General features: G+C 41.3%; 26 protein-coding genes. 15 read left to right on the top strand and 11 right to left on the bottom strand.

The features are described 5' to 3' along the window. Positions 1-42: 42 nt before the first annotated feature. The 5 genes from D9K81_RS00870 to D9K81_RS00850 form a co-directional block, all read right to left on the bottom strand. On the bottom strand, positions 43-1,146 hold the full coding sequence (locus D9K81_RS00870; protein WP_120375981.1) for a glycosyltransferase family 4 protein: 1,104 nt from the start codon (positions 1,144-1,146) through the stop codon (positions 43-45). A gap of 30 nt (positions 1,147-1,176) precedes the next feature. After that, positions 1,177-2,112 (bottom strand): LpxL/LpxP family acyltransferase, encoded by a 936-nt coding sequence (locus tag D9K81_RS00865; protein WP_120375980.1) that lies wholly within the window; start codon positions 2,110-2,112, stop codon positions 1,177-1,179. 102 nt (positions 2,113-2,214) lie between these two features. Beyond that, positions 2,215-2,976: a 3-oxoacyl-ACP reductase gene (locus tag D9K81_RS00860; protein WP_120375990.1), complete on the bottom strand. Its 762-nt coding sequence runs from the start codon at positions 2,974-2,976 to the stop codon at positions 2,215-2,217. A 107-nt stretch (positions 2,977-3,083) separates the two neighbouring features. Next, positions 3,084-3,602, bottom strand: a complete 519-nt coding sequence (locus D9K81_RS00855) for an FUSC family protein (RefSeq protein WP_120375979.1) — start codon at positions 3,600-3,602, stop codon at positions 3,084-3,086. Positions 3,603-3,769: 167 nt separating this feature from the next. Beyond that, entirely contained in the window at positions 3,770-5,668 is a 1,899-nt protein-coding gene (locus D9K81_RS00850) for an ATP-binding cassette domain-containing protein (protein WP_120375978.1), read from the bottom strand. 33 nt (positions 5,669-5,701) lie between these two features. Between D9K81_RS00850 and D9K81_RS00845 the strand changes: the two genes are divergently transcribed. The 8 genes from D9K81_RS00845 (at position 5,702) to D9K81_RS00810 (ending at position 12,824) form a co-directional block, all read left to right on the top strand. After that, entirely contained in the window at positions 5,702-5,947 is a 246-nt protein-coding gene (locus D9K81_RS00845; RefSeq protein WP_120375977.1) for a SlyX family protein, read from the top strand. Positions 5,948-6,111: 164 nt separating this feature from the next. After that, positions 6,112-7,104, top strand: a complete 993-nt coding sequence (locus D9K81_RS00840) for a hypothetical protein (protein WP_120375976.1) — start codon at positions 6,112-6,114, stop codon at positions 7,102-7,104. Positions 7,105-7,437: 333 nt separating this feature from the next. Then, entirely contained in the window at positions 7,438-7,887 is a 450-nt protein-coding gene (locus D9K81_RS00835; RefSeq protein WP_106985398.1) for a hypothetical protein, read from the top strand. A gap of 32 nt (positions 7,888-7,919) precedes the next feature. Next, the gene (topA, locus tag D9K81_RS00830) at positions 7,920-10,562 is read left to right on the top strand and encodes a type I DNA topoisomerase (protein ID WP_120375975.1); all 2,643 of its coding nucleotides are present in this window, start codon (positions 7,920-7,922) and stop codon (positions 10,560-10,562) included. Positions 10,563-10,644: 82 nt separating this feature from the next. After that, the gene (locus D9K81_RS00825) at positions 10,645-11,097 is read left to right on the top strand and encodes an NUDIX hydrolase (RefSeq protein ID WP_120375974.1); all 453 of its coding nucleotides are present in this window, start codon (positions 10,645-10,647) and stop codon (positions 11,095-11,097) included. A gap of 9 nt (positions 11,098-11,106) precedes the next feature. Next, on the top strand, positions 11,107-11,868 hold the full coding sequence (locus D9K81_RS00820) for a hypothetical protein (protein WP_120375973.1): 762 nt from the start codon (positions 11,107-11,109) through the stop codon (positions 11,866-11,868). Between the two features lie 129 nt (positions 11,869-11,997). Next, complete coding sequence (locus D9K81_RS00815) at positions 11,998-12,573, top strand: HdeD family acid-resistance protein (protein WP_120375972.1); 576 nt, start codon at positions 11,998-12,000, stop codon at positions 12,571-12,573. A 38-nt stretch (positions 12,574-12,611) separates the two neighbouring features. Further along, positions 12,612-12,824, top strand: a complete 213-nt coding sequence (locus D9K81_RS00810) for a hypothetical protein (protein WP_147395927.1) — start codon at positions 12,612-12,614, stop codon at positions 12,822-12,824. Between the two features lie 78 nt (positions 12,825-12,902). Here the strand turns inward: D9K81_RS00810 and D9K81_RS00805 are convergent, their stop codons facing one another. Continuing rightward, the gene (locus D9K81_RS00805; protein ID WP_120375970.1) at positions 12,903-13,352 is read right to left on the bottom strand and encodes a carboxymuconolactone decarboxylase family protein; all 450 of its coding nucleotides are present in this window, start codon (positions 13,350-13,352) and stop codon (positions 12,903-12,905) included. An 81-nt stretch (positions 13,353-13,433) separates the two neighbouring features. Here D9K81_RS00805 and D9K81_RS00800 point away from each other — a divergent pair, with 81 nt between their 5' ends. The 5 genes from D9K81_RS00800 to D9K81_RS00780 all read left to right on the top strand — a co-directional run bounded on the left by D9K81_RS00800 (position 13,434) and on the right by D9K81_RS00780 (position 17,887). Continuing rightward, on the top strand, positions 13,434-14,573 hold the full coding sequence (locus D9K81_RS00800; protein ID WP_120375969.1) for a glycerate kinase: 1,140 nt from the start codon (positions 13,434-13,436) through the stop codon (positions 14,571-14,573). A gap of 116 nt (positions 14,574-14,689) precedes the next feature. Next, positions 14,690-15,079: a hypothetical protein gene (locus tag D9K81_RS00795; protein ID WP_120374317.1), complete on the top strand. Its 390-nt coding sequence runs from the start codon at positions 14,690-14,692 to the stop codon at positions 15,077-15,079. 44 nt (positions 15,080-15,123) lie between these two features. After that, positions 15,124-17,112, top strand: a complete 1,989-nt coding sequence (locus D9K81_RS00790; RefSeq protein WP_120374316.1) for an ATP-dependent helicase — start codon at positions 15,124-15,126, stop codon at positions 17,110-17,112. 89 nt (positions 17,113-17,201) lie between these two features. Further along, entirely contained in the window at positions 17,202-17,456 is a 255-nt protein-coding gene (locus D9K81_RS00785; protein ID WP_120374315.1) for an RNA recognition motif domain-containing protein, read from the top strand. 65 nt (positions 17,457-17,521) lie between these two features. After that, a complete protein-coding gene (locus D9K81_RS00780) occupies positions 17,522-17,887 on the top strand; it encodes an ASCH domain-containing protein (protein ID WP_120374314.1) in 366 nt (121 codons plus the stop codon). A 49-nt stretch (positions 17,888-17,936) separates the two neighbouring features. Here the strand turns inward: D9K81_RS00780 and D9K81_RS00775 are convergent, their stop codons facing one another. Continuing rightward, complete coding sequence (locus D9K81_RS00775; RefSeq protein WP_120374313.1) at positions 17,937-19,877, bottom strand: TonB-dependent receptor plug domain-containing protein; 1,941 nt, start codon at positions 19,875-19,877, stop codon at positions 17,937-17,939. Between the two features lie 272 nt (positions 19,878-20,149). Between D9K81_RS00775 and D9K81_RS00770 the strand changes: the two genes are divergently transcribed. Next, on the top strand, positions 20,150-20,653 hold the full coding sequence (locus D9K81_RS00770; protein ID WP_120374312.1) for a DUF6586 family protein: 504 nt from the start codon (positions 20,150-20,152) through the stop codon (positions 20,651-20,653). Positions 20,654-20,761: 108 nt separating this feature from the next. Then, on the top strand, positions 20,762-21,040 hold the full coding sequence (locus tag D9K81_RS00765) for a hypothetical protein (RefSeq protein ID WP_120374311.1): 279 nt from the start codon (positions 20,762-20,764) through the stop codon (positions 21,038-21,040). A 63-nt stretch (positions 21,041-21,103) separates the two neighbouring features. On the opposite strand, the gene D9K81_RS00760 is transcribed toward D9K81_RS00765, so the two are convergent. From D9K81_RS00760 to rpmB, 4 genes are all read right to left on the bottom strand, one after another. Beyond that, positions 21,104-21,721: a DUF1294 domain-containing protein gene (locus tag D9K81_RS00760; RefSeq protein WP_120374310.1), complete on the bottom strand. Its 618-nt coding sequence runs from the start codon at positions 21,719-21,721 to the stop codon at positions 21,104-21,106. 143 nt (positions 21,722-21,864) lie between these two features. After that, the gene (locus D9K81_RS00755) at positions 21,865-23,583 is read right to left on the bottom strand and encodes a cation:proton antiporter (RefSeq protein WP_120374309.1); all 1,719 of its coding nucleotides are present in this window, start codon (positions 23,581-23,583) and stop codon (positions 21,865-21,867) included. A 135-nt stretch (positions 23,584-23,718) separates the two neighbouring features. Further along, positions 23,719-23,874: a 50S ribosomal protein L33 gene (gene rpmG, locus D9K81_RS00750; RefSeq protein ID WP_001205031.1), complete on the bottom strand. Its 156-nt coding sequence runs from the start codon at positions 23,872-23,874 to the stop codon at positions 23,719-23,721. A 12-nt stretch (positions 23,875-23,886) separates the two neighbouring features. Beyond that, positions 23,887-24,123, bottom strand: a complete 237-nt coding sequence (rpmB, locus tag D9K81_RS00745) for a 50S ribosomal protein L28 (protein ID WP_000048256.1) — start codon at positions 24,121-24,123, stop codon at positions 23,887-23,889. Positions 24,124-24,199: the final 76 nt, after the last annotated feature.

Here is a 24,199-nt window from a genome sequence, read left to right as displayed (position 1 = left end):
CAATGAAAGCCGGCTTTTGAAACGATTGTACTGGTGTGAGTGTTAAGCTTTGACCACTGTTTTATACAGCGCTAAGGTCTGATCACACATTTCTTTTAAGCTAAAGCTGGTGACTTCTTCCACGTGTTGTGGCTGGTCAATATGCTGCTGAACAGCACGTTGTAAGGCCACTTGGTCATCCACATTAATTAAACCTTGTGGGTATAAGCGCGTTAGGATTTCTGCTACACCGCCACGCTTCCAACCCACAACAGGCGTGCCTAAAGACAATGCTTCAAGTGCAGTACGGCCAAAGGTTTCTGCTTGATTTGATAAAGACAAAACTACATCACTTAGCGCTAACCATTCACGAATATCGGAACGGTGCCCAACAAAGGTGATGTGTTCTGTCAGGCCTTTGCTGGCAATGGTTTTTTGCATTTCTTCTAAATAGGCGGCTTTTTTAGCATCAGCACCGCCGACTACTACTGCATGTAACTGCGGATATTGCGTATGCAGTTGTTGCATCAACTCAATCAGCGTTTCATGCCCTTTAAGACGTGTAATCCGACCTGGTAGACAAATGAGAAATTTATTTTCTAATTGTGGGAAGTCTTTAAAAGTCTGAATAATCCATTGTGCTGAGGGTTGGTAGCCATGTGGGAAGGCAACAGGATCAATGCCTCGGAAAATTCTGACAATATCTTGGGGCGGGCAGTTCTTATAATTGTCCTGAATGTATTGCACGACGCTGTCAGATACCGCAATAACTTTTTCGGCTTGGGTCATAATTTGGCTATAGCGATTAATGGAGTAAAAGCCATGCACTGTACTGATGAGATGTGGACGTTTATGTGCAGGAATACCCTTGAGCGCAAAATGAGTCAGCCAAGCAGGTACACGCGAGCGTACATGCAGAATGTCTGGTTGTTCAGCTTTAATTAGCTGACGTAATGGACGAATTTGCCACAGACTAGAGAGCGCTTTTTTATGAATGGCCAAAGTGAAATGTTGAGAACCTTCGGTTTCTAATTGATTGACTAAACGACCACCATGAGACACCACCAAAGATTCATGACCGTCTGCAACTAAGGCACGCGCGATTTCTAAGGTACCACGTTCTACGCCACCACTATTTAATTCGGGTAAAAGTTGCATGACTTTCATGAAGATTCTCTACTGATCAAGGTAAGTATTTTAGTAAATTTCGTCGTAGCCTTCTGGACGACTTTTAAAGCGACGGTGAAACCACATATATTGAGTGGGTGCAATACGAAGCTGATTCTCAATAATTTTATTGACGCGAATAGCATCTTCTACTTCATCTTCACTTGGTAAATTGTCCACAATAGGCTCTATTAACACATGATAGCGTGGGTCTTTAATATCGCCTGTACGGTAAAAATACAGCGGAATAGCGACTGATTTTGAAATTTTGATTAAGCGACGGTGCGCTGTTACAGTGGCTGCAGGCACGCCAAAGAAAGGTGCCATCACGCCTTGTTTTAGTCCAAAATCTTGGTCTGGGCTATACCAAATCGCATGGCCATTTTTTAGGTTGCGAATGAGGCCACGCATATCGTCATGGTCAATTTGGTTGGCATAAATGGTGCTACGGCAACGGTAAATCAGCATGTCGAGCAGGGGATTATTTTGAGGGCGATACACCACATCGGGTTCAAAATATTGTGAGCATAAATAGCCACCTGCATCCAGCAAAGTCGAGTGCGTGCCTAAGAGTAAGACGCCTTTTCCTTCAGCTTGGGCTTGTTGAATATGTTCTAGGCCTTCAATGCTGACCCGATTTTTAAACCATTGTGGGCAGTACCATGCATTGAGGGTTTCAAATATGCCAATCATTTGATCGACAAAAACCTGACGTGCATTGATTTGTACTTCGGCCACAGACCATTCTGGGAAACACACTTCGAGGTTACGTACAGTTGTTTTACGGCGTGACTTCAAATGTTTAAATGCCGTATTTCCCAGAACGTTGGCCAAACGATGCTGAATGGCCCAAGGCAAAATCGCCAAGATCATCAGGAATACAATGCCAATCCAAATGCCCCAATATTGGGGTAATAAAAATGACCACTGAAATTCACCGGGTTGATAATCTGGCTTTTGGCTCATAAACAAAGGGTATGCAGGCTAAATAGAGCTTTCAGTTTAACATGAAGCTGAATTGAAAGAGAAAGTTCAAGCTACAGACCCGACTGAAAACAGCCACTGGCTTTAACCTTTGACTAAGCCACCATCAACAATCAGGTTTTGACCTGTTACCGCACGTGAATAAGGCGACAAGAACATCATAATGGCTGCAGCAAATTCTTCAGGCGTGGTCACACGGCGTAGTGGCGTAGATGTTGCAATCAAGTCAAACACAAAGTCGGGTGTTGCTTTGCTGGCGTCCGTACTTTGTAATAAACCACCAGAGAGCATGTTTACGTTAATGCCATATTGGCCTAAGTCATGTGCTAGGGTACGGGTAAATGCCAATAGTGCTGCTTTGGCTGTGGTGTAGTCATGATAAGGAACCACAGGGTTTTGGACTAAATTGGTTCCAATATTCACAATACGACCAAAGCCTGCTTGTTTCATATCGGCGAGGCCCGCTTGGGTGGTATGAAGTGTGGCCAATACTGCGCCATCAAATTGGCGTGTCATGGTTTCAGCGCTCAACTCTTCAACCTTCGGACGAGCATCGCCATTAAACTCAAAATGCACCAAGGCGTTGTTCACAATTGAATTAATAGCTGTACCAAAATGTACTTTTGCCTCTGCAAACATACGTTCTACTTGGGCTTTATTGGTTATATCAGCTTGAACGGCGAACACTTGATTGGGGTGCTGTGTCATGAGCTGATCGGCTGCATGCTGGCTTGAATGATAGTTCACCACCACCTTTGCGCCTTCTGCAATGAGCATTTGTGTAATGGCTAAACCTAATCCACGTGCGCCGCCAGTGACTAACACAACTTGATCATGAATTTGCATGTTTTCATCCTTTTTCAGCATTTTGCACTGCACCATAGCAAGCTTTGGGAGTAAAGCCAAAAATGATTTAAACAGGTGAAATCAGTTCGGTGTTTTTAAATATGTGTTTAACTCAGATGTGACGTTTTGCTTAAAATTGCTAAGTAAATTTTTTCAATTAAAAAAGCAACGAGACAGCCAATTAGGCAATAGACAATTCTTAATAATGCGCCATCAATGGTGTGGTGACCAACGTCATAGACCGTCACGATAAGAAAGCTGGATAAGGCAATGCCAGTAAATTGGCTAGCCTTACAGCTCACGCAAATAATGGTGGTGAGGGTAATGCCAATCACCAAAAACAAGTATTCCAAATTAACCGAATAGAGATGTAAAAAGCTGGCTTTGGACATCGCAATCCAAATGATAATCCCAACGACAGAGCCAATAAAATTACCCGTCACTTGATTAAAGTTAATTTTTTGTCTGAAGTCATATTGCAGGGTAAAAAAAGCAGTTAATGATCCCCATAAAAAGAAATTCGTATCTTTGTCTTTATCAAAAATTAATGCCAATAGCACCATTATGATGGCACAACATAAAATTTTGACCACATAAATGGTATTGGCAAGGTCTTTTGAGTGCATAAGAGTCCTGGGTTGAGCTCGCTCGAGTGATCAGTTAAAGCTGAAGTCATGCTCTATATTCATGAGAATCGCTCGATCTATTTTGAAGCAAAATGTGTGGTATAGAATAGCTTTTTTAATGCCAAAAAAACGCCACATGAAGTGGCGTTTTTTTTGTGAGCAAAGAATTATTTGGTCATATTTTCCAATTCTTCTAAGCGTTCCATTTTTTCCAACATCAGATCATCAATTTCAGCCAAGCGCTGCGATGCTTTTGTCGCGGCATCAGCATCTTTCATAAACCAAGAGCCATCTGCAAGTTGTTTAGAAAGACCTGCTTGCTCTTGCTCTAGGGCTTCAATTTCAGCGGGTAATTGGTCAAGTTCACGTTGATCTTTATAACTGAGCTTCACTTTTTTTGCAGGAGCAGTTGCAGCAGCTTCAGCTTTGGCTACGGCTTTTTTCACTGCACTTTTTTGATCAACTACAGTTTGGTCTGGGCGTTGCTCTAAATAATCTTGATAGCCGCCCACGTATTCATCAATGGTACCTTTACCATCAAAGACCCAAGTTGAAGTCACAACGTTGTCCATAAATGCACGGTCATGCGAAATTAGCAGTAGGGTGCCTTTGTAGTTGCCGAGCATTTCTTCAAGAAGCTCCAGCGTTACCATATCCAAGTCGTTGGTTGGCTCATCCATCACAATTAAGTTTGATGGTTTAAGGAGTAGCTTAGCCAATAAAATACGGTTACGTTCACCACCAGACAATGCTTTAACCGGCGTACGTGCACGTTCTGGAGAGAATAAAAAGTCTTGTAAGTAGCTATAAATATGACGACGGCTACCATTAACATCAACGTGATCTGAACCTTCAGACACGTTATCTTTCACTGATTTTTCAAGATCGAGTGCATTACGTAACTGGTCGAAGTACGCAACTTCAAGTTGCGTACCTGTTTTCACTTTGCCCGTGTGTTCTTGCTCGCCTAAAATAGCTTTAATCAGTGTGGTTTTACCTACACCATTATCACCGACTAAGCCAATGCGGTCGCCACGCAATACCAAAGCAGAGAAATCTTTGATGATTGGTGCACTGTCACCAAAGCTTACGCTTAAGTTTTCAATTTCAAATACTACTTTGCCTGAGCGACTCGCTTCTTGCGTCGCCATCGCCACTTTACCTTGTTGCGAACGACGTGCTTTTGATTGCTCACGAAGTTCTTTTAAAGCGCGAACACGGCCTTCATTACGCGTACGACGCGCTTTAATCCCCTGACGAATCCAGACTTCTTCTTCAGCTAGGCGTTTGTCGAACAGCGCATTTTGCTTTTCTTCAGCTTCCATTTGCTGTGCTTTTAGGTCTAAGTAACGTGAATAGTTACCTTCATAGCTACGTAGTACACCGCGATCAAGCTCTACAATACGTGTTGCAATGTTGTCTACAAATGAACGGTCATGCGAAATGAATAGCAAAGTTAAGTTATTTTGATCGAGTAGGAATTTTTCTAACCATTCAATACTTTCAACGTCCAAATGGTTTGTTGGTTCGTCCAGTAAAAGTACATCTGGTTGCATGAGTAGTGCACGTGCCAGCAATACACGACGCTTACGACCACCTGATAAATCGGCAAGATCGGCTTCAGGGTCTAAGCCCATTTTGCTTAAAATTGAATTGACTTTGGTCTCAAGTGTCCAACCATCTAGCTGATCCATTTGGTGTTGTAGATTACCCATGCGTTCACAGGCATCCATATCACCTAACACACAAGCATCACTGGCAGCATGATAGTCACGTAGCACTTGTGCTACTTCACCGACACCGTCAGCCACAATATCGGCCACTTTGCCAGAATCCATTGGCACATCTTGGGCAAGCATGGAAATGGTAATGCCATTTTGAAGTGACACTTCACCATTATCGGGTAACAAGCTTCCGTCAATCAGTTTAAGTAAGGTAGACTTACCTTCACCATTACGGCCGATCAAACACACTCGTTCGCCACGTTCTAAACTGAAATTTGCGCCGTCGAGCAAGGCAGGTCCACCAAACGCAAGTTGGACATCCCTTAGGGTAATATAGGCCATAATGTTTCCTGAAATCCCAAATGAGGACTTTAAATGACTAAACAACAAAATTTAAATGATCAGGCGTCATTTTCCGCACCCATTGAAGATTTGCAAGTCCGAATTGCATTTTTAGATGATTTAGTTGATCAATTAAATGATCAAGTGGCGAAACAAAACTTGGAAATTGCTGATTTGCAAAAACAAATGAAGCTTTTATATAGCCGTATTGAATCGGCAGATTTATCGGAAGGAATTGCAGCCTTCGATCCAATGACCAACCGCCCACCGCATTATTAATGCCTTAATGCACATTGTTAAATATCAAATCTATGTTGTTTAACGGTACTGGCATTGCCTAAATTCATGATGATTTACAATTCCTAAGTAAGATTGCTTGACCTTTGCCGTGTGTCCCGCTGTAATGCGCATCTGAATAAAATTCCTGCACGATTTTTCTGATTATGAGTTCCAAAGCCGTACTGCTTGATTTAGAAAATAATATGCCAACGGCTAGCCTGTTGCGCGATATTATTGAACACTACCCTGTTTTATATCTATTGAATTGCACAGGATATTTTGAATATTCATTGGAAGATTTAACAGAATTTTCAAGTTGGGTGAGCAGTGGGAAGATTATCATTCTGGATACGCCAAATTCGACAGAAAAAGAATTTGAGTATGCCGTTGTGGTCGGTCAACTGATGGCTTTACTTGAGTCAGACAGTCATATCGAAATTATCTCTGCCATGGACAGTAGCGAAATGCTCTTAGATATGCTGAGTAATGCAGATATTTCATGTAGCCTAATTCAAATTCAAGAAGAAGCACCGACCGATAACAGCCAACAGCATCATTTGCCTAGTGTGAGCACCATTAAGGCGAAGCCACATTTGCAATTGGTGAAAAAGTATTGCGATGCTTTAGGTAAAATGACTGGTAAGCCGAATACAGTTGAAGCACTACGTAATTCTGTAGAAAACATCCTGCAAGTCGTACCTGAAAAAGCGCAACATTTGGTGGGCATGTTAATTAACCTAAAAATTGTCAAGCGCTATGATACGCAGGTGAATTTCCGTAAAAAGATTTTGAAACAATGGCTCAAACTGGATTTAGAGCAAACTGAATCTGCTACACCTGTCGCCAATTTAACTGAGGCTATGGCCCAGTTGAATAAATCTGCTGGTGAAGAACAATCTATAGGTGATTCTAATACGCAAGTATTCGATTTATATCGTAACTTCGCGCAAGTTGATCCTGTGCAGTTGGAAGTGATCAAAAAGCTTCATCTTTTAAATGCACAAAAACCTAAAGATATTTATGAACTTCGTGATGTATTAAGTGAAATGTTTCCGCAGTCTGATATTCGTTTATTGCTCAAAGAATTATTAGATAAAGGCTATATTTATTGGAATGGTCATGAAGTGATTTATAGCCATGAAATGTTCTTAAATTAACAGTCATTTATGCCAAAGGCGGTTTTTTCAAATCGCCTTTTTTTGTGCCTGAACTTTAAGGTGCTGTTTGAGCTGCTGAATAAATCATCGGTGCTTTACGCGATTGTCACAGAAAGGCGATAAAAGCTTGTTTTAACATAGGCCAGCTTTGTAGAGTACAGACCCTTTTTAGAGCGCTTGGTCTTATAGAAAAGGTTAAATGGCACAAAAGCCGTGCAAATCAAAGGATTCATTTTATCGAAAATGAACAAATATGCTGAGCATTAATTATTTTGATCTTGCCTTTTATATTGTGCTTGTGCAACTCTAATAAAGGAACGTAAAGGTTGTGCTATGGAAAATACTGGTATTTGGATTACAGTCTTCATTGTTGTGTTTGTGTTAGGGTCTATTTTTGGACTTCGGGTCAATCCTCGTGAAAAGGCTTTGGGCATTATGCGTGACAAGGCGCGAAAAATGTCTTTGCACCCGCGTTTGGTGGCTGCACCAGAATGGACAAAAATCCCAATGGCATCTGAAAAGCGTGCCAGCATGGTGGCGTACTACAGTGTTTTAATTCCAGATGCACGTTTGCCCCTCATGCGTGCCCGTGTAGTCGATCAAAAGCTAGAATTGGTGTATGGCGACGACAAGTTTAAGGATTTACCCGTTGCATTAAAGGGCATTTATGCTATTGATATGCAGGCAAACTGTGTGGGTATATTCTGGGATGAAGAATCAGACCTCAGAGCAACACAGCTTGAAGATATGAAAGCATATCTACATTCTTTGGCTGAACTTTAATTATTTAAATAAAACAGGATTAATGGTTAATTATGGCGAACGCTCCTCGGTCCACATCAAAAAGCAGCACAGCGCAATCTCCCGAAGCTGGTAAGAAGCGTGCCTTGGTGATTGTGGAGTCGCCTGCAAAAGCGAAAACAATCAATAAATATTTAGGTTCGGATTACATTGTTAAATCATCTGTGGGTCACGTGCGTGACTTACCTACAGGTGGTTCGGCCAAAACTGCAGAAAAAAAACCTGCAACTCGTACCAAATTAACCGATGAACAGAAGGCTGAAAAAGCTCAAAATGCTTTGGTTAATCGTATGGGGGTTGACCCAGAACATGATTGGAAAGCACATTACGAAGTGCTTCCAGGTAAAGAAAATGTCGTTTCAGAACTGAAAAAGCTTGCTTCGCAGGTTGACGAGGTTTATCTCGCAACGGACTTGGACCGTGAAGGGGAAGCGATTGCTTGGCATTTAAAAGAAGTGATTGGTGGTGATGACTCACGTTATCAACGTGTAGTATTTAACGAAATTACCAAAAATGCCATCCAAGAAGCCTTTAAGCATCCATCGCGCTTAGATACGAATAAAGTCAATGCACAGCAAGCACGTCGCTTTTTAGACCGTGTTGTTGGCTTTATGATTTCGCCATTACTGTGGGAAAAAATTGCCCGTGGTTTATCGGCAGGTCGTGTACAGTCTGTGGCTGTAAAGCTTGTGGTGGAGCGTGAACGAGATATCCGTGCGTTTATTCCAGAAGAATATTGGCAAGTTTTTGCAGATACTAAATCTGCTAAAGATGACATTCGCTTAGAAGCTGTAAAGCAAAATGGCAAAACCTTAAAACTACAGAACAAAGCGCAAACAGATGCTTTATTAAGTCTGATTAAAGATGCCAACTATACAGTTTCTGCACGTGAAGATAAGCCAACCAAGGTTAATCCAAGTGCGCCGTATATCACATCGACCTTGCAACAAGCGGCCAGTACACGTTTAGGTTTTTCTGTAAAGAAAACCATGATGCTTGCACAGCGTTTGTATGAGGCAGGTTTTATTACCTACATGCGTACAGACTCAACGTTCTTGAGTGATGATGCGGTCAATATGGTCCGTGGTCATATTGAGTCTGAGTTTGGTGAAAAGTATTTACCTGCGAAGCCAAACCGTTATGGCAACAAAGCGGGTGCGCAAGAAGCCCATGAAGCGATTCGTCCTTCAACTGTCGGTTTAAAAGGCGATAGCTTGGTGGGCGTAGAACGCGATGCACAGCGTTTATATGACCTAATTTGGCGTCAGTTTGTGGCTTGCCAAATGACACCTGCTGAATATTTGTCATCGACTATTTTAGTGGATGCCAATGGTGTAGAACTCAAGGCTAAAGGTCGTACCTTAGTGTTTGATGGTTTCACCAAAGTACGTGGTCAAAACAAGTCTGATGATGATGTGTTATTGCCTGCTGTGAAAGTGGGTGAAGTGCTGAAATTGGAAAAATTAGATCCATCACAGCACTTTACTAAGCCACCAGCACGCTTTACCGAAGCCTCATTGGTGAAAGAATTAGAGAAAAAAGGCATTGGTCGTCCATCGACTTATGCGGCAATTATTTCAACTATTCAAGATCGTGGTTATGTGAAACTTGAAAACCGTCGTCTCTTTGCAGAGAAGATGGGTGAGATCGTGACAGATCGTTTGGATGAAAGTTTTAATAACCTGATGAACTATGACTTTACCGCAGACTTAGAAGGTCAGCTGGATAAAGTTGCTGATGGTGAGCGTAATTGGAAAGAGTTACTGAATAGCTTTTATGGCGATTTCAAAACACGTTTGACCAATGCGCAAGGTGAGAACGGTATGCGCCGTAATCTTCCTGTAGAAGTTGAAGCTGTTCACTGTAAAGAATGTGAACGCCCAATGCAGATTCGTACAGGAACAACAGGCGTATTTTTAGGATGTTCAGGTTATAACTTGCCACCGAAAGAGCGTTGCAAGGGCACATTAAACCTAACACCTGTCGAATCTTTAGCAGCATTATCTGATGATGATGCGGCGGAAACTGCAGATTTAATGTCGAAAAAGCGTTGTCCAATCTGTGAAACTGCGATGGACAGCTATGTGATTGACGGCGGTCGTAAGTTACATATTTGTGGTAATAACCCAGACTGTAATGGTTTTGAGCTTGAAGAAGGTGAGTTCAAAATTAAGGGTTATGATGGCCCAACCATTCCATGTGACAAATGTGATGGCGAGATGCAACTGAAAACAGGTCGTTTTGGCCCTTATTTCGCGTGTACGAGCTGTGACAACACCCGTAAAGTACTAAAGAGTGGCCAACCTGCACCACCGCGCGTAGATCCAATTAAGATGGAACATCTTCGTTCTGTAAAACACGATGACTTCTTTGTACTTCGTGATGGTGCAGCAGGTTTGTTCTTGGCAGCAAGCAAGTTTCCGAAAATTCGTGAAACACGTGCGCCGAAAGTATCTGAACTACGAAGTGTGGCAGACCAGCTTGATCCAAAATATCAATTTATTTTGCAAGCACCAGATGTTGACCCTGAGGGTAACCCGACATTGGTGAAATTTAGCCGTAAGAACCAAGCACAATATGTGGGTTCGGAAACTGCTGAAGGTAAACAAACCAAATGGTCATTGGTTTACCAAGATGGTAAGTGGACAGAAGCGTAAATTTTAAGATGTAAAAAATGCTGGCGATAGCCGGCATTTTTTATACTATGAACATCTTGATGATATGAAAGGCACTAGCCTAATGATTCCAATTCGATCCGTGATTGTGTCTGCTGTCTTGCTTTCAAAACAGGACGGACAAGTAAAAATATTGCTGATGAAGCGTGTGAAAGAACTGTTTTGGAGTCATGTGGCAGGCAAAATCGAACAGGGCGAAACAGCCATTCAGGCTATTGTACGCGAGGTGCGTGAAGAAACAGGCGTTCAGGTACAGATTTTATATAGTGCAGACTATTTGGAACAATTTTATGAAGCCAGTTCAAATGTGATTGAGATGATTCCTGCCTTTGTGGTGTATTGTGAGCCACAGCAAGAGATTATTTTAAATCATGAACATACAGAATATGGCTGGTACAGTTTAGCAGAGGCGCTCGAGATGGCTGAATTTGGTGGTCAACGTTTGCTTTATCAATATTTGTGGGACAACTTTATTTATAGAAAACCCTCGGATTTGCTAAAAATCAAAATACATTGAGCCTCTGCTATGTGGAAAAAAATAAGAATTCTGTGCTTGCTTGTCGTGCTCCTGATTGTGGCTATAAATGCATGGAAAGATAAAAACCAAGATTGGAATCAACCTGTTTTTGTGTTGCTTCATCCGATTAATGCTGATGGTCTAGCGAATACCCAAAATTATATACAACAACTTTCACAGCGAGATTTTGATGGCGCACAGCAGTATTTACAAAATTATGCGCAGCAATTTCGTGGAAAACCGACCTATTTCTATTATCGCGTAGGTCGTCAAATACAACAACTTCCACCCAAAGTACCAGATCAAGCCAATATTTGGAATGTGATGTTGTGGAGTTTAAAATTTCGTTTTTATGCATGGCAACAGCAACAAAAGAGCGATGGCCCAACCAGTTTAACGTTGTATTTAAATTATTATGATCCTGCCAAAACACGGGAATTGAAGCACTCTACGGCACTGGAAAATGGACGTATTGGTTCAGTCAATCTATTTGCATCTAAAAAGCAAAGTGAGCAAAACAAGGTGGTATTGGTGCATGAGCTTTTACATGCCTTTGGCGCGACGGATAAATATGATTTAACTACAGGTCAACCGATTTATCCTGATGGTTATGCTGATCCAGATCAATTGCCCCTCTATCCGCAGGCAAAGGCTGAATTAATGGCAGGCCATATTCCTGTTTCTGCGACACAAAGTAAAATGCCAGAGCGCCTAACGCAAACACGCATTAATGCACAAACGGCAAAAGAAGTCGGTTGGCTTAAACCTTAGTTATGGATAACTCAAAATTTATCCACAGTTATTGGCTACAAATAGGTTAAAGCTGTGTATAGCTTTTAGTCTTTAGCTTGTGATCAGAACGTGCTACAACTAAGTAAAACCATCTGACTTGAGAAGAATATGAGAACAGTAGGAAATGATTTAGTTCGCCATCAACTACATGAAAATCGTAAATGGTACTTAGGTTTGGGTATTTTACTGACCCTTTTTGGTGTTGTTTTATTGGCTTCTTTACCCTTTGCGACACTGTCTGTCGTGTTCATTTTTGGGGTACTCATGATGATTGGCGGTCTGCTTCATTTTGTAGCCGCTTTTAAAATTTTTGAGGGTGGCTTTCGCTGGCTTTGGGCACTATTTGGGGTGTTATACGTGGTCGCAGGTTATTATGCATTTAGCACGCCTGTAAAAACCGCCATCATATTGACCAATCTTCTGGCTATAGTGTTAATTGTTGCAGGCGTGATTCGTGTCTTTAATGCTGTATTATTTCGTGCCTTTCAAGGTTGGGGATGGACTTTATTCTCAGGCCTACTCACTTTAGTGACTGGTATTATTATTTTGATGTCTCCTGATGCGCCATTTTGGGTATTGGGATTATTTTTAGCTGTGGATATTTTATTCCAAGGCATTAACTACCTGACTTTAGCCTCTTATATCCGCCGTGAAGTTCCCAAGAGCTCGGCTGATGGACAATAAGTGGACCCTAATCTTAGGGCTAAATGATGAGAAGGCCAATGATGAACCGAATTGAAAAAATTGCTTTTTTAGTCTTATCGCTTGGTAGCATTCTCTATTTTCTGCTACAGGAGCTGAAAGAAAAAGGCATTGCTTTAGATGCTGGTATGAGTGTGATCTTAGGGAGTATTGCTTTGTTTTGCTGGGGGTATCTTCGTTCGCAAGATGCGAAGGAGAAAAAGAATCCAGCATCGGATATGGAATATAAATAAGCTGATATTGCCATGGTTATGCCATGTGCATATCCAATGAAAAGAGCGCTTTAGCGCTCTTTTTTGTTTAGCTTAAAATTAAGGTTTGACCTGATAGCGACTACTGATTGCAATTCGATTCCATGTATTAATCACGATTGCTAACCATTCAATGGCACTAATTTGTGCATCAGTGAGAAAAGGTAAGGCATCTTCATACACAGCATCGGGCACCTGATCAGCAGAGATTTGGGTGATTGCCTCTATTAAGCTTAAGGCTGCTTGCTCTGCTTGATCATAATATTCAGTCTCGCGCCATGCATTGAGCAAAGTAATACGCTCAAGACTTTCTCCACTTTTGAGCGCATCTTGACTATGCAGGCGAATACAAAACGCACATTGGTTAATTTGCGAGGCACGTAGCTTGAGTAAATGTGCAAAGCCTTCATTCAGCTGTGCTTCTTGGATTTTTTGCATGACCAACGCATCGAGTTCAGCAACTTTTTTATACAGTTCAGGCGCAGACTGACCTAAGTTAATTCGAGACATTTCTAGCCTTTTTGATATTTAGATATACCTATTATTTTAAAACGGTTATGGTTTAGGACAAGGTATATTTTGAGCATGTAGATGACCACTTTTGTTCTTGCTCCTGATTCATTTAAAGAAAGTATGAGTGCACAGCAAGCGTGTGATGCGATGCAACGTGCCATCTTAAACGTCATGCCACATGTGCATGTTATCGCTGTTCCAATGGCCGATGGTGGTGAAGGTACTGTGGATGCATTACTTAGTGTTTGCCAGGGGAAAAAATTTGCAATAGCCGTGAGAGGCCCTTTGCCCAATCAATGTATTCATACGTATTTAGGCCTTATCGATGGTGGGAAAACAGCAGTCATTGAAATGGCAAAAGCCAATGGTATTCATCTTTTGACACCGACTGCTCGAAATCCTTTACTGACATCGACCTATGGTACGGGAGAAATGATTAAGGTAGCTTTAGACTTAGGCGTAAATAAAATGATCATTGGCTTAGGCGGGAGTGTAACCAATGATGGTGGTGCAGGTATGGCACAGGCACTCGGGGTTCGATTTTCAAATCATCAAGGTGAAGAAATTGATGTCTGTGGCGGAAATCTACATCAAATTGTACAGGTCAATGTTACCCAACTCGATCCGCGTTTAGCACAGGCTGAAATCATTATTGCCAGTGATGTCAATAACCCGCTGTGTGGTGCAAATGGCGCATCCTATATCTTTGCTCCTCAAAAAGGTGCGACACAGGAGATGGTACAACAGCTAGACCAGAACCTCAGCCACTATGCTGATGTTGTTGAAGCGACATTAGGTTGTACTTTAAGTGATGTTAAAGGTGCAGGCGCTGCAGGTGGACTCGGTTTTGGTCTTATGGCTTTTGCAGGTGCATCTATTCAATCTGGTGTAGAGCTGATGATTGAGCAGACTCAACTGGTGCAAAAAATTGCTCAGGCAGATTATGTACTGACAGGTGAAGGTAAAATTGATCATCAAACCAAGTTAGGTAAAACGCCGTATGGTGTGGCACAGGTGGCGAAGCATTTCAATAAGCCTGTAATTGCTTTTGCTGGTGTGCTGGGTGAGGGAATTGCTGAACTTTACGATTTAGGGTTTACGCAAATTGTTGGGATTAATCCTCCCAATTTTTCCTTGGAAGATGCTTTGGGCAATGCTGAAAAAAACTTAGAGGAATCTGTTGCTCTATTCACTTTACTTTTGAAAGATCAAAAGTAACAAAAATCTTTAATTGCGCTGAAGGTATATCCATATACCTCAGCGCAAAAAGCGACATCCATGTCGCTATCGTGTATCTATTTTTTGGAAAATCATAAAAAGTGGTAGATATTTAAATGATTGACATATTATCGAGCTTAGTCACAGGGGTTGTATCTGGGATTATTTCGGGACTTTATACAGCGATAATTGGTGCTAAATATACAGCTTTCCAAGAAAGTAAAAGAGAAATTTTGAAAGTTTTAAGAAGTATTCACTGGGACGAAAAATATATACAGGGGCATGAGGAAAAAGAATTAAATCGAATATGGCTAGTAACTAGAGATTTGTTAACCATGAAGCAAAAAGAGGCTGCTAGATTAGTAATAAATCAATACGATATTTTGCTCAAAGATATTCAGGAAAAGTCTGACAAAAATATTAGAAGTCTACAGATAATTTCTGATTTCCAAGATATGGTTGGAAAGCTCAAAATGAATAAATTTGAATTATTCAAGTTTTGGTAGGTGCCTCTGTTAAACTATATCTTCAATATGTACGATGAGACACCATGAGTTTAGCCAACCTGATTGATGAATTAAACCTTCAACAAAAACAAGCCGCAACTACAGCAACCCAGCATAGTTTGGTTTTGGCAGGTGCAGGTTGTGGTAAGACCAAAACTATCGTAGCGCGAGCAGCATACTTAATCGATCAAGGCGTACCTGCCAATCAAATTCAAATTTTGACCTTTACCCGCCGTGCAGCCAGTGAAATTGTGGCACGCGTTGAATTGGCATTGGGGGATCAAGCACAGGGTTTACGTGCTTCAACGTTTCATACCTTTTGTATGTATTTACTGCGCCGTATTCCTAAAGCATTTGGTTTAGAGCAGTTTTCAATTATTGATCGTGACGATCAGAACATGATGTTCCGCCTGATTCGTGGACGTGATGATAAAAAGAATCCTAACTTTTTACCCAAGCCAGCTGAACTATGCGATTTATATTCTTATGCGTGTAATACCCGCCAAAAACTCAGTGATGCTTTAGAAAAACAAATGCCTGAGCACATGGCACTTAAAGACCAAATTGCAGACATTATGAAAGAATATGAAGTCCGCAAACGTGCACGCGCATTTTTAGATTACGACGATATTTTAGCAATCGTTGCGAAAGCTTTGGCTGAGTCTGATGGTTTGGTGGATTATGTAGCATCAATCTGCCGTTATATGTTGGTTGATGAAATGCAGGACACCAATCCATTGCAATGGGCGCTGTTAGAGCCATTGAAAGAGCGCGTAGGGCTATTTTGTGTGGGAGATGATGCACAATCAATTTATGGTTTTCGTGGTGCGGACTTTGAAAATATTCATCATTTTAAAGAGCGAGTACCCAATGCAGAAATATTTAAACTCGAAAAAAACTATCGTTCTACCCAAGAGATTTTAGATTTATCCAATTGGTTATTAGATGAATCAGAAATTAAATACGACAAGCGACTCGATGCACATCGTGGGGAAGGCATTAAACCCAAAATGCATATTTTCCCGAATGAGTTTGATGAAGCCAAATGGATTGCCATTGATATTAAAGAGCGACATTATTTGCAAGGCAATAAATGGTCAGATCACATGGTTTTGGTTCGTTCGAGCTTTGCGGCCCGCAGTATTGAAGCGGCCTGTATTGCAGCCAATGTTCCATACCGTTTTATTGGGGGCATGAAACTGCTAGAAACAGCACATGTCAAAGATCTGATGAGCTTACTGCGCCTCATGTCGAATCCATTAGATGATATTGCTTGGATGCGCTTTTTAACTTTGTGGAATGGTGTAGGCGATGTCGGAGCAAGTAAGCTTTCACAGCAATTATTACTTGAGCATGATATGGATGGTATCGCCAAGCAATTAGAGAAATTTGGCAAGGTGCCTGCTGAAGCCATCTTGATAATGAAGCAAATGTCTGTGCTAAAAGGTCATGTCAAAGAATGTGTGAGCTTAGCAATTCAAGCGATTGAAACACAGTTGGCTGAGAATTATAAAAAGGACTGGTCACGTCGCCAAGGTGATTTTGAGTTGGTCAAACAATTGGCTTCTAAGCATGATCAATTGGCAGAATTTTTAGAAGCTTATGTATTAGATCCTGTGTCTATTTCAGAAATAGAACGCCAATCTGATACTGATGTCGTCACATTAATTACCATTCATTCTGCCAAAGGCACCGAGCAAAAAGTCTGTTATGTGGCCAATGTCAGTCCTGGGCAATATCCAAATTCACGTGCATCCGGGGATTTTGACGCCGTAGAGGAAGAGCGACGTGTACTGTATGTGGCTTTAACTCGCGCACAAAACGAATTGATTTTAACCAAGCAAAACTTAAGTCATTGGGCGCGTGAAACGGTGGACGAGCAAGGGCGTAAAGTACAAAGCTACTTTTTGAATGATCTCACCCGAAATTTGTGTACGCTGGAAACGCATTATAAACAACGTGAACAAACGGTAAAAACAGCTTTAATTGAGCGGAAGTCGATTAATTTAGATTTTGGCATCGATCTCGATTAAAATAGCACATTGACGTGATTGAGCACGCAAGTTCAAAAAGCAACCATAGGCAAATGCTTTTTGAGAACGCTGCCTATTTGGAAAATTGAATGAATATTTTAGTACGTAACTTAGAGCGCTCGGTAACAGAAGCTGAATTACTGGAATTGTTTAAACCTTTTGGTAAGGTTGAATCAGCAGTAGTTGTAATGGATGCTGAAACAGGCAAATCGAAAGGTTTTGGTTTTGTAGAAATGCCAAATGGCCGTGAAGCAATTAAAGCGATTAAAGGCTTAAATACGCTCAAAGTGAAAGGTATGGGTATCCGCGTTAAATCTGTAGAAGATAAACCGGCACAGAAATAATAAAAGGGGAGCGATAAAGCTCCCTTTTTATTGGATTATTTTATGGCTGAGTGATGCGAAATCTCATGTTAAAAACCTACGTGGCTTTATCCATTGTTAGTCCAGCTGGTGAGCGTATTGCACAAGGTATGAAGACGCTTGAGATTCGGACTTGGCAACCACCTGAGTGGCCACTCAAAGATTTATTGATCGTTGAAAATGTCCAATATTTAAATCACGATGGTGACGAGTCCGTCGGTCGTGCAGTTGCATTGGTCGATGTGATGGATGTACATCCTTGGCGTGAAGATGAATTTGAAGCGGCATGTGCAAGTTATTGGGCCGAAGGCTATTTTGCTTGGGTTCTAGAGAATGTTAGACCGATTCAGCAGCAGTTAATTATACCAGCAAAACGTAAAATTTACAGGCTGAATCTTGAATTGCAGTTATAAAAAATGAGCGCTTTAGCGCTCATTTTTTATATAGGGGTATTTTGCCTGATTAGAAGCTATAAGTCAGTTTAGCAAAGTAGTTACGACCATAGAGTTTAGTATTGAAGTCTGAATCTTCATCTTCTAAATTCACATCAGTTAAGTTTTTCACACCATAATCAAGTTTTAAGTTCGATGTTAAGTCTGAAGAAAAACCGAGATTGTAAGTGGTGTAAGCATCTAGTTTTTTACCTGTAGATGAGTTGATCGTTTGCTTACCAATGTAGTTGGCATCTGCTGCAATACGGAAGTTATCTACAGGCTCCCAGTTTAGAATCAAGTTACTGGTCCATTCTGGACGTTCAGTCAAATCGACATTATTTTTTGCATCTTTGGCTTCAAGGTATGCAGTATTACTTTTCACTGAAAGCTGATCACTGAAATGATAGCCTAATGTCAACTCTGCGCCTTTCAATTCGGCTTTGGCAATGTTGTTCCAAGAGCGTTTATGCAATGGGCGATTCGGGTCGATGGTTGTCTTTTGGATAACTTCAATTAAGTTGTCGACATCATTTTTAAATGCAGTTAAGCCAAAATTCCATTTATCTTGATTCATGATAAATGAAATTTCATAGTTATTGCTTTCTTCTGCTTTTAGATTCGGATTACCTTCAACATAACAACTGCCTCGGCAACTGATCATGCTGTAATCTTTGTTTAAGTGGTAAGGTGATGGCGCTTTATAGGCTTGGCCCCAGCCACCTTTCAGTACAATTCCGTCGGCAAATTCATAAGCAAGGTAAGCTTTGCCCGTCATTTTCCCTTCAAAATTATCAAAGTCATCATATCGCCCGCCCAAAGTTAAGGTTAGTTTGTCTGTCAAATCTGTGGCATTTTGCACGAATACACCATAGCTTTTTTGCTGACTGCCACCACTTTCATAGCCTGCTGTGTCTGAAATTTTTTGATCTTTATAGTCGACACCCGCAGTTGTGTTGTTCATGAGCCAGTCAAAGTTCGTAAATGCACGGCCGATGAGATTCTCTTGCTTATAGTTACGTGCTTGGGGCGCATCGTATTCAGAGTCATTGTCAAAAATGTCACTGTTTTCTTTGCCGATGTAAACTTCTGTTTTACCCCAGTTCCAATCGCCACGATGGGTCAGGCCGACATTCCAACGTTCCATTTCCATTTCTGCATAAGTGGTAGGGCTATCATATAAAAATGGACGTTCGTCATGGTTATAGGCCAAATCTAAATCTAAACTTTGATTGGCTGTGACATCCCAGTTCAGGTTAGCTGCAATATTCTGAGTTTCCTTTTCCATGAAATACGCTTCACGTGCGCCTTGGGCATTTTCTAAATACCATGCATCACGGTGGTAAGTATCACCAGATAAGTTAAAACTTAAATCGTCGGTTAAACCGCCACGTAGATTAAAGCCATAGCGGGTTTGGTTTTTACCTTCACCACTATCTACACGGTTGTATTGAGCAAAAACAGAGCCTTCAACTTCACCTGTTTTCCCGTTTTTGGTGATGATGTTGATCACGCCACCCATGGCTTCTGAGCCATACAATGACGACATTGGACCACGGATCACTTCAATGCGCTCAATGCTGTTTAAAGGAATAGCGCTCCAGTCGAAATCGTTGCCTCGCCACATAGCCGTATTTGATGACATGCGCTTGCCATTGAGCAGAATTAAAGTGTATGACCCTGATGTATCACGCATACCTCGGATAATCACTTTATCTTGACCAGTGCTGTAGTTAATCAAGCCAGCTTCTTGTTGTAGCACTTCTGCAATACTAGTCGCAGCATTACGTTCAATATCTTCTGCAGTCACTACACTGATTGAAGCAGGTGCTTTTTCAATATTTTGTTCAGCTAAAGCTGCCGTCACAACGATGGTTTCTAAGCGTTGCGAAGAGGTTTCGTTAGGCGTATTAGCAAAGGTTTGTAAGCTAATTAGCCCAAGGCAGATGGCTAAAGTTGAACGTGAAAACATGATAAACCCCGGTCATAATCAATAATAAAAATGTAAATAATTATCATTATTAGATAATTTTGCGCAAATCATACGCCTGCATGTATTGACCAGCAAGCTTAAATATGTGAAAAATCAATTACTATTCTCAATGTGATATATCAGAAAAATTAATTTTTTATATACGGAATCTCAAAATAATTGTGAAGCTTAAGCAAATCTGATTGTAAAAAGCATCTGTCGGAATTACTTTATAAGGGCCAAAATTTGTCAAAGCTCAGGAAATCATCCTTATGTCTCGTGTAGCCCGTTTCCATGCCGACCGCACCAATCAAAAACTCTATTTTGCCCGACTGGCTTGTCAGCAAGCTGAGCAAATAGATCATGTTCAGCAAGCACAAGCACATCGAGAGGCTGCGGTATTTCACTTACACGGTGCGGTATTGGCATTCTTACAGGAGCTGGTGCGTTATTATCGTTTAAATGACTTGAGTCCAACTTTAAAATCTGTAGAAGAGCACATGGCGGCTAAAGGTCAGGTGTCTCCTGAAATATCCGTCATGCAAAAATTGGCCAAGGATGGATTTATTGCTGAATTAAAGTGTGCTTATCGGATGTGTCAGTATGCGCCAGAACCTAGTGCACCTGAACCTGAGGCAGAAACCTCGTCAAATTTAATTATTAAAGTGACGCAGTCGCCTCAAGCATGGTTGCCAGATACTAAAATCTTACGGGAATGGCATCGTGAGTTGACACAGTTGATTGATGGTTTTCGTAATGAAATGGTCGAGTTCTAATTTGATTTAATGCGCACTACTTGAAATTACCCATTTCAACCCGATATTAATCATCTAAGCCGAGCAAAGTGCAACTGCCTTTGCCACCATGTTGTGCATGGAGGATATATGTCTATAGAACAGTTGAAAGAATTATTTGGAAATCAAGACGCAATTTTAGAACTTGTGCAACTTGAAGGTGGTGAGCTGGCCTTGCGTAATGCAGGTTCAGAGCAAGAGCCTTTGGTGACAATTCAATTTAATGAAGAAGTTCGAGCCTTACTTGGGGATCAAACACCTGCGATTGCGCAGCAGATGATTCAGGCTGCACTCTATGGTTTGCTAGAAAAACAAGTTAATGAATGGCAAGCAGATGTTGTGGATGAAAAACCACAATATATGAGTTAATGATTTAAAAATTAAAACGCACCTTGTGGTGCGTTTTTTATGCGTGTCTGTATTCAGTTTACTTTAAAGTGGTGTTTGCCAAGTGAAATAGACAAATAGCGCAAACAGCACAATATTTCCAAACACAGTAAGCCAAAAGGTTTCACGAAATTCTTTCTTTTGTGATTTATGGCGTAAGCTCAATTGAGCAATCAGTGCGCCAATCCAGCCTCCCAAAAAGCTCCATTGATGAAGCGTTTTTTCTGGTGTACGACGTTGATTGTTTTGCGCTGCATTTTTATCTTTCCAATACAAAAAGAAGGTCAGTAGGCTCAGCACAGTATAGTAGCCAATAACCCAAATACTGATTTTCCCCCAAAAACATAAGGCCAATAACACTAAAATAAATGGATAGGCTGCTATTTTAGACAGCAATTGCTTGCCTTCTTCAGCTTGGTGATGACGTTGATTGCGTAATTTTTTTCGTTCAAAGTCATGTAAAAATTGAATATTGACGGCTTGAGGGCGCTGATTGGCATCCATTTTAATGTCATAGACCAGTTGATCGCCTTCGCATGGGCGCCGTGTTTTATAGCTAAAGTTTTTAATATGCACAAAGACTTTATCGGCTTGATGTTCTGTTGTTGCAAACCCAAAGCCTTGCTCGTCTTTCCATGTGGTGAGTGTGCCTTTTGAATGCATATTGCCCTCGAAAAAAATTATATTTAAATATGTCTTATTAAGTATTTGAAGCTTATCGGTTTTGATTTGTTTTGACTAGCGCGTGTTGAAAAATGGAAAATAAAAAACGCACAGAAGCGTGCGTTTTTTACAGCCTAGTCAGGCTAGTGTGTTGGGGCTTCATGATGCGCAATTTGGATTTGATTTAAAATATGATTGCTCATATTTTTCGCCATTTCCTCTTTGGCAAAATACACTTCGCCAATATTGTCGTTGCGAATCACTTCCGCTTCTTGCTTACTTTCGGCACAGACCAAGACCTGAATTTGTGGATTCAAAGTTTTGGCAATATCCACAATTTTATGAATGTCTAAAATATCCATAGGGGACAGCACCAATAAGCGTGCATGTTGAATGTGAGCTTGAATGAGTACGCTTGGTTCAGTCGCCATACCAGAAACAGCAGCGATGCCTTTTTCTCGTAAGTTTTCTACAATCTCACGATTTTCTTCTGCGATCACGACCTTAATATTTTGTTCCATGAGCGTGCGTGTAATACGACGGCCAACTTCACCGTGGCCGACAATCACTACCTGATCGCGTAGGTAGTCTTGTGAGACTTCGTCTGGAAGCATAGCCAAGGGGTCACCACTGCGCTCAAGTAAGCGAGCCAAAGACGAGCGCTCACGAATCCATCTTTGTAAGGGTTCAACGGCTGAAAATACAAAGGAGTTTAGGGTAATGGAGATGAGTGCACCAGCCAAAATTAAGTTTTGACCTTCAATCGAAAGCAACTTCAGTGAAACCCCAAGTGCAGCCAAAATAAAGGAGAATTCGCCAATTTGTGCCAAACTCGCACCGACAGTCAGAGCTGTATTTAATGGATAGCGGAAGAATAACACCAAGGCCATAGCCGCAATGGTTTTACCTATCATGATAATACCAACCACGGCCAATACATGTAGTGGCTGTTCGAGCAAAATGCGTGGGTCAAACAGCATACCAACTGAAACAAAGAACAGGATGGCAAAAATTTCACGTAAAGGCAGGGTTTCTTCTTCGGCACGATGACTAAAGTCAGATTCTTTTACCACCATCCCTGCGAAGAATGCCCCCAAGGCCATGGAAACGCCAAAGATTTTATAGGCGCCAAAGGCAATAGATACCGCTGCTGCTACAACAGTTAAGGTAAAGAGTTCACGAGAGCCAAGACGTGCCACAATTTGCATAATTTTAGGCACTAAACGCTTACCTACAATAAGCATAAAGGCAATAAAGCCAGCAACTTTGAGTAGGGTAATACCTAGAGTAAACCAGATACTATCGTCTGCATTGGCGCCTTCAATCGCTTGGCCACCCAATAACACCGCAGTTGCGGGTAAAAGGACTAAGGCAAGCACCATGACTAAGTCTTCGACCAACAGCCAGCCTACTGCAATTTTACCATTGACCGATTCAAGCAAACCTCGATCACCGAGTGCTTTGAGCAACACAACCGTACTAGCACAAGAGAGGCTTAAACCAAAAATGAGTGCAGAACCAAAATTCCAGCCCCAGAGCATAGAAATACCAACACCTAAGAGTGTGGCTACAGCAATTTGTAAAACTGCGCCTGGGAGGGCAATACGTCGAACTTGCATTAAGTCATTGAGTGAAAAGTGCATGCCAACCCCAAACATGAGGAACATGACACCAAGCTCGGCCAGCTGATTGGCCAAATGAATATCACCGACAACACCTGGGGTGTTTGGGCTAATGATAATGCCCGCGACTAAATAGCCAATAAGTGGGGGAAGGCGTAAACGTGCGGCGATATAACCAAAAAACAACGCAACACCAAACCCGACTGCAAGTAGGATAATAAGTTCTACATCATGTGGCACTAAAACCTCCTGAAGTCAGTATGTATGAGAGAAATACAAAGCATAAGAAATGCCAATTATGCTTAAAGTGTAGCAAGTCGAATAAAAAAAATGCAAAAAAAACGGCCATAAGGCCGCTTTTTTTAGAATCTAAAATTATTTAATTTTAGCTTCTTTGAAGATTACGTGTTGACGGATTTTTGGATCAAATTTTTTGATTTCCATTTTTTCCGGCATAGTACGTTTGTTCTTAGTTGTGGTATAGAAATAACCAGTACCAGCAGAAGAAACTAAGCGAATTTTATCACGCATGGTTCAGACTCCTTAGATCTTTTGACCTTGAGCACGTAGGTCAGCAACAACCTTCTCGATACCCAATTTGTCGATAATACGCATACCTTTAGTGGTTAGACGAAGACGTACGAAACGTTTTTCGCTTTCTAACCAGAAACGGTGGTGGTGCAGGTTCGGCTCGAACCGGCGTTTGGTTTTGTTATTGGCGTGCGAGACGTTGTTGCCAACGACTGGACGCTTGCCGGTAACTTGGCAAACCTTAGACATGGTGAACTCCATTGCTAGACAGCACCGATTGTGCGCCTAGTCATAAAAAGTAAACGGATGAAATCATTCAAGGGGC

Source organism: Acinetobacter chengduensis (genome assembly GCF_003664645.1).
Taxonomy (GTDB): Bacteria; Pseudomonadota; Gammaproteobacteria; order Pseudomonadales; family Moraxellaceae; genus Acinetobacter; species Acinetobacter chengduensis.
Note: the sequence above shows the minus strand (reverse complement) of the source record. Positions and strands in the feature narration are given on the sequence as shown.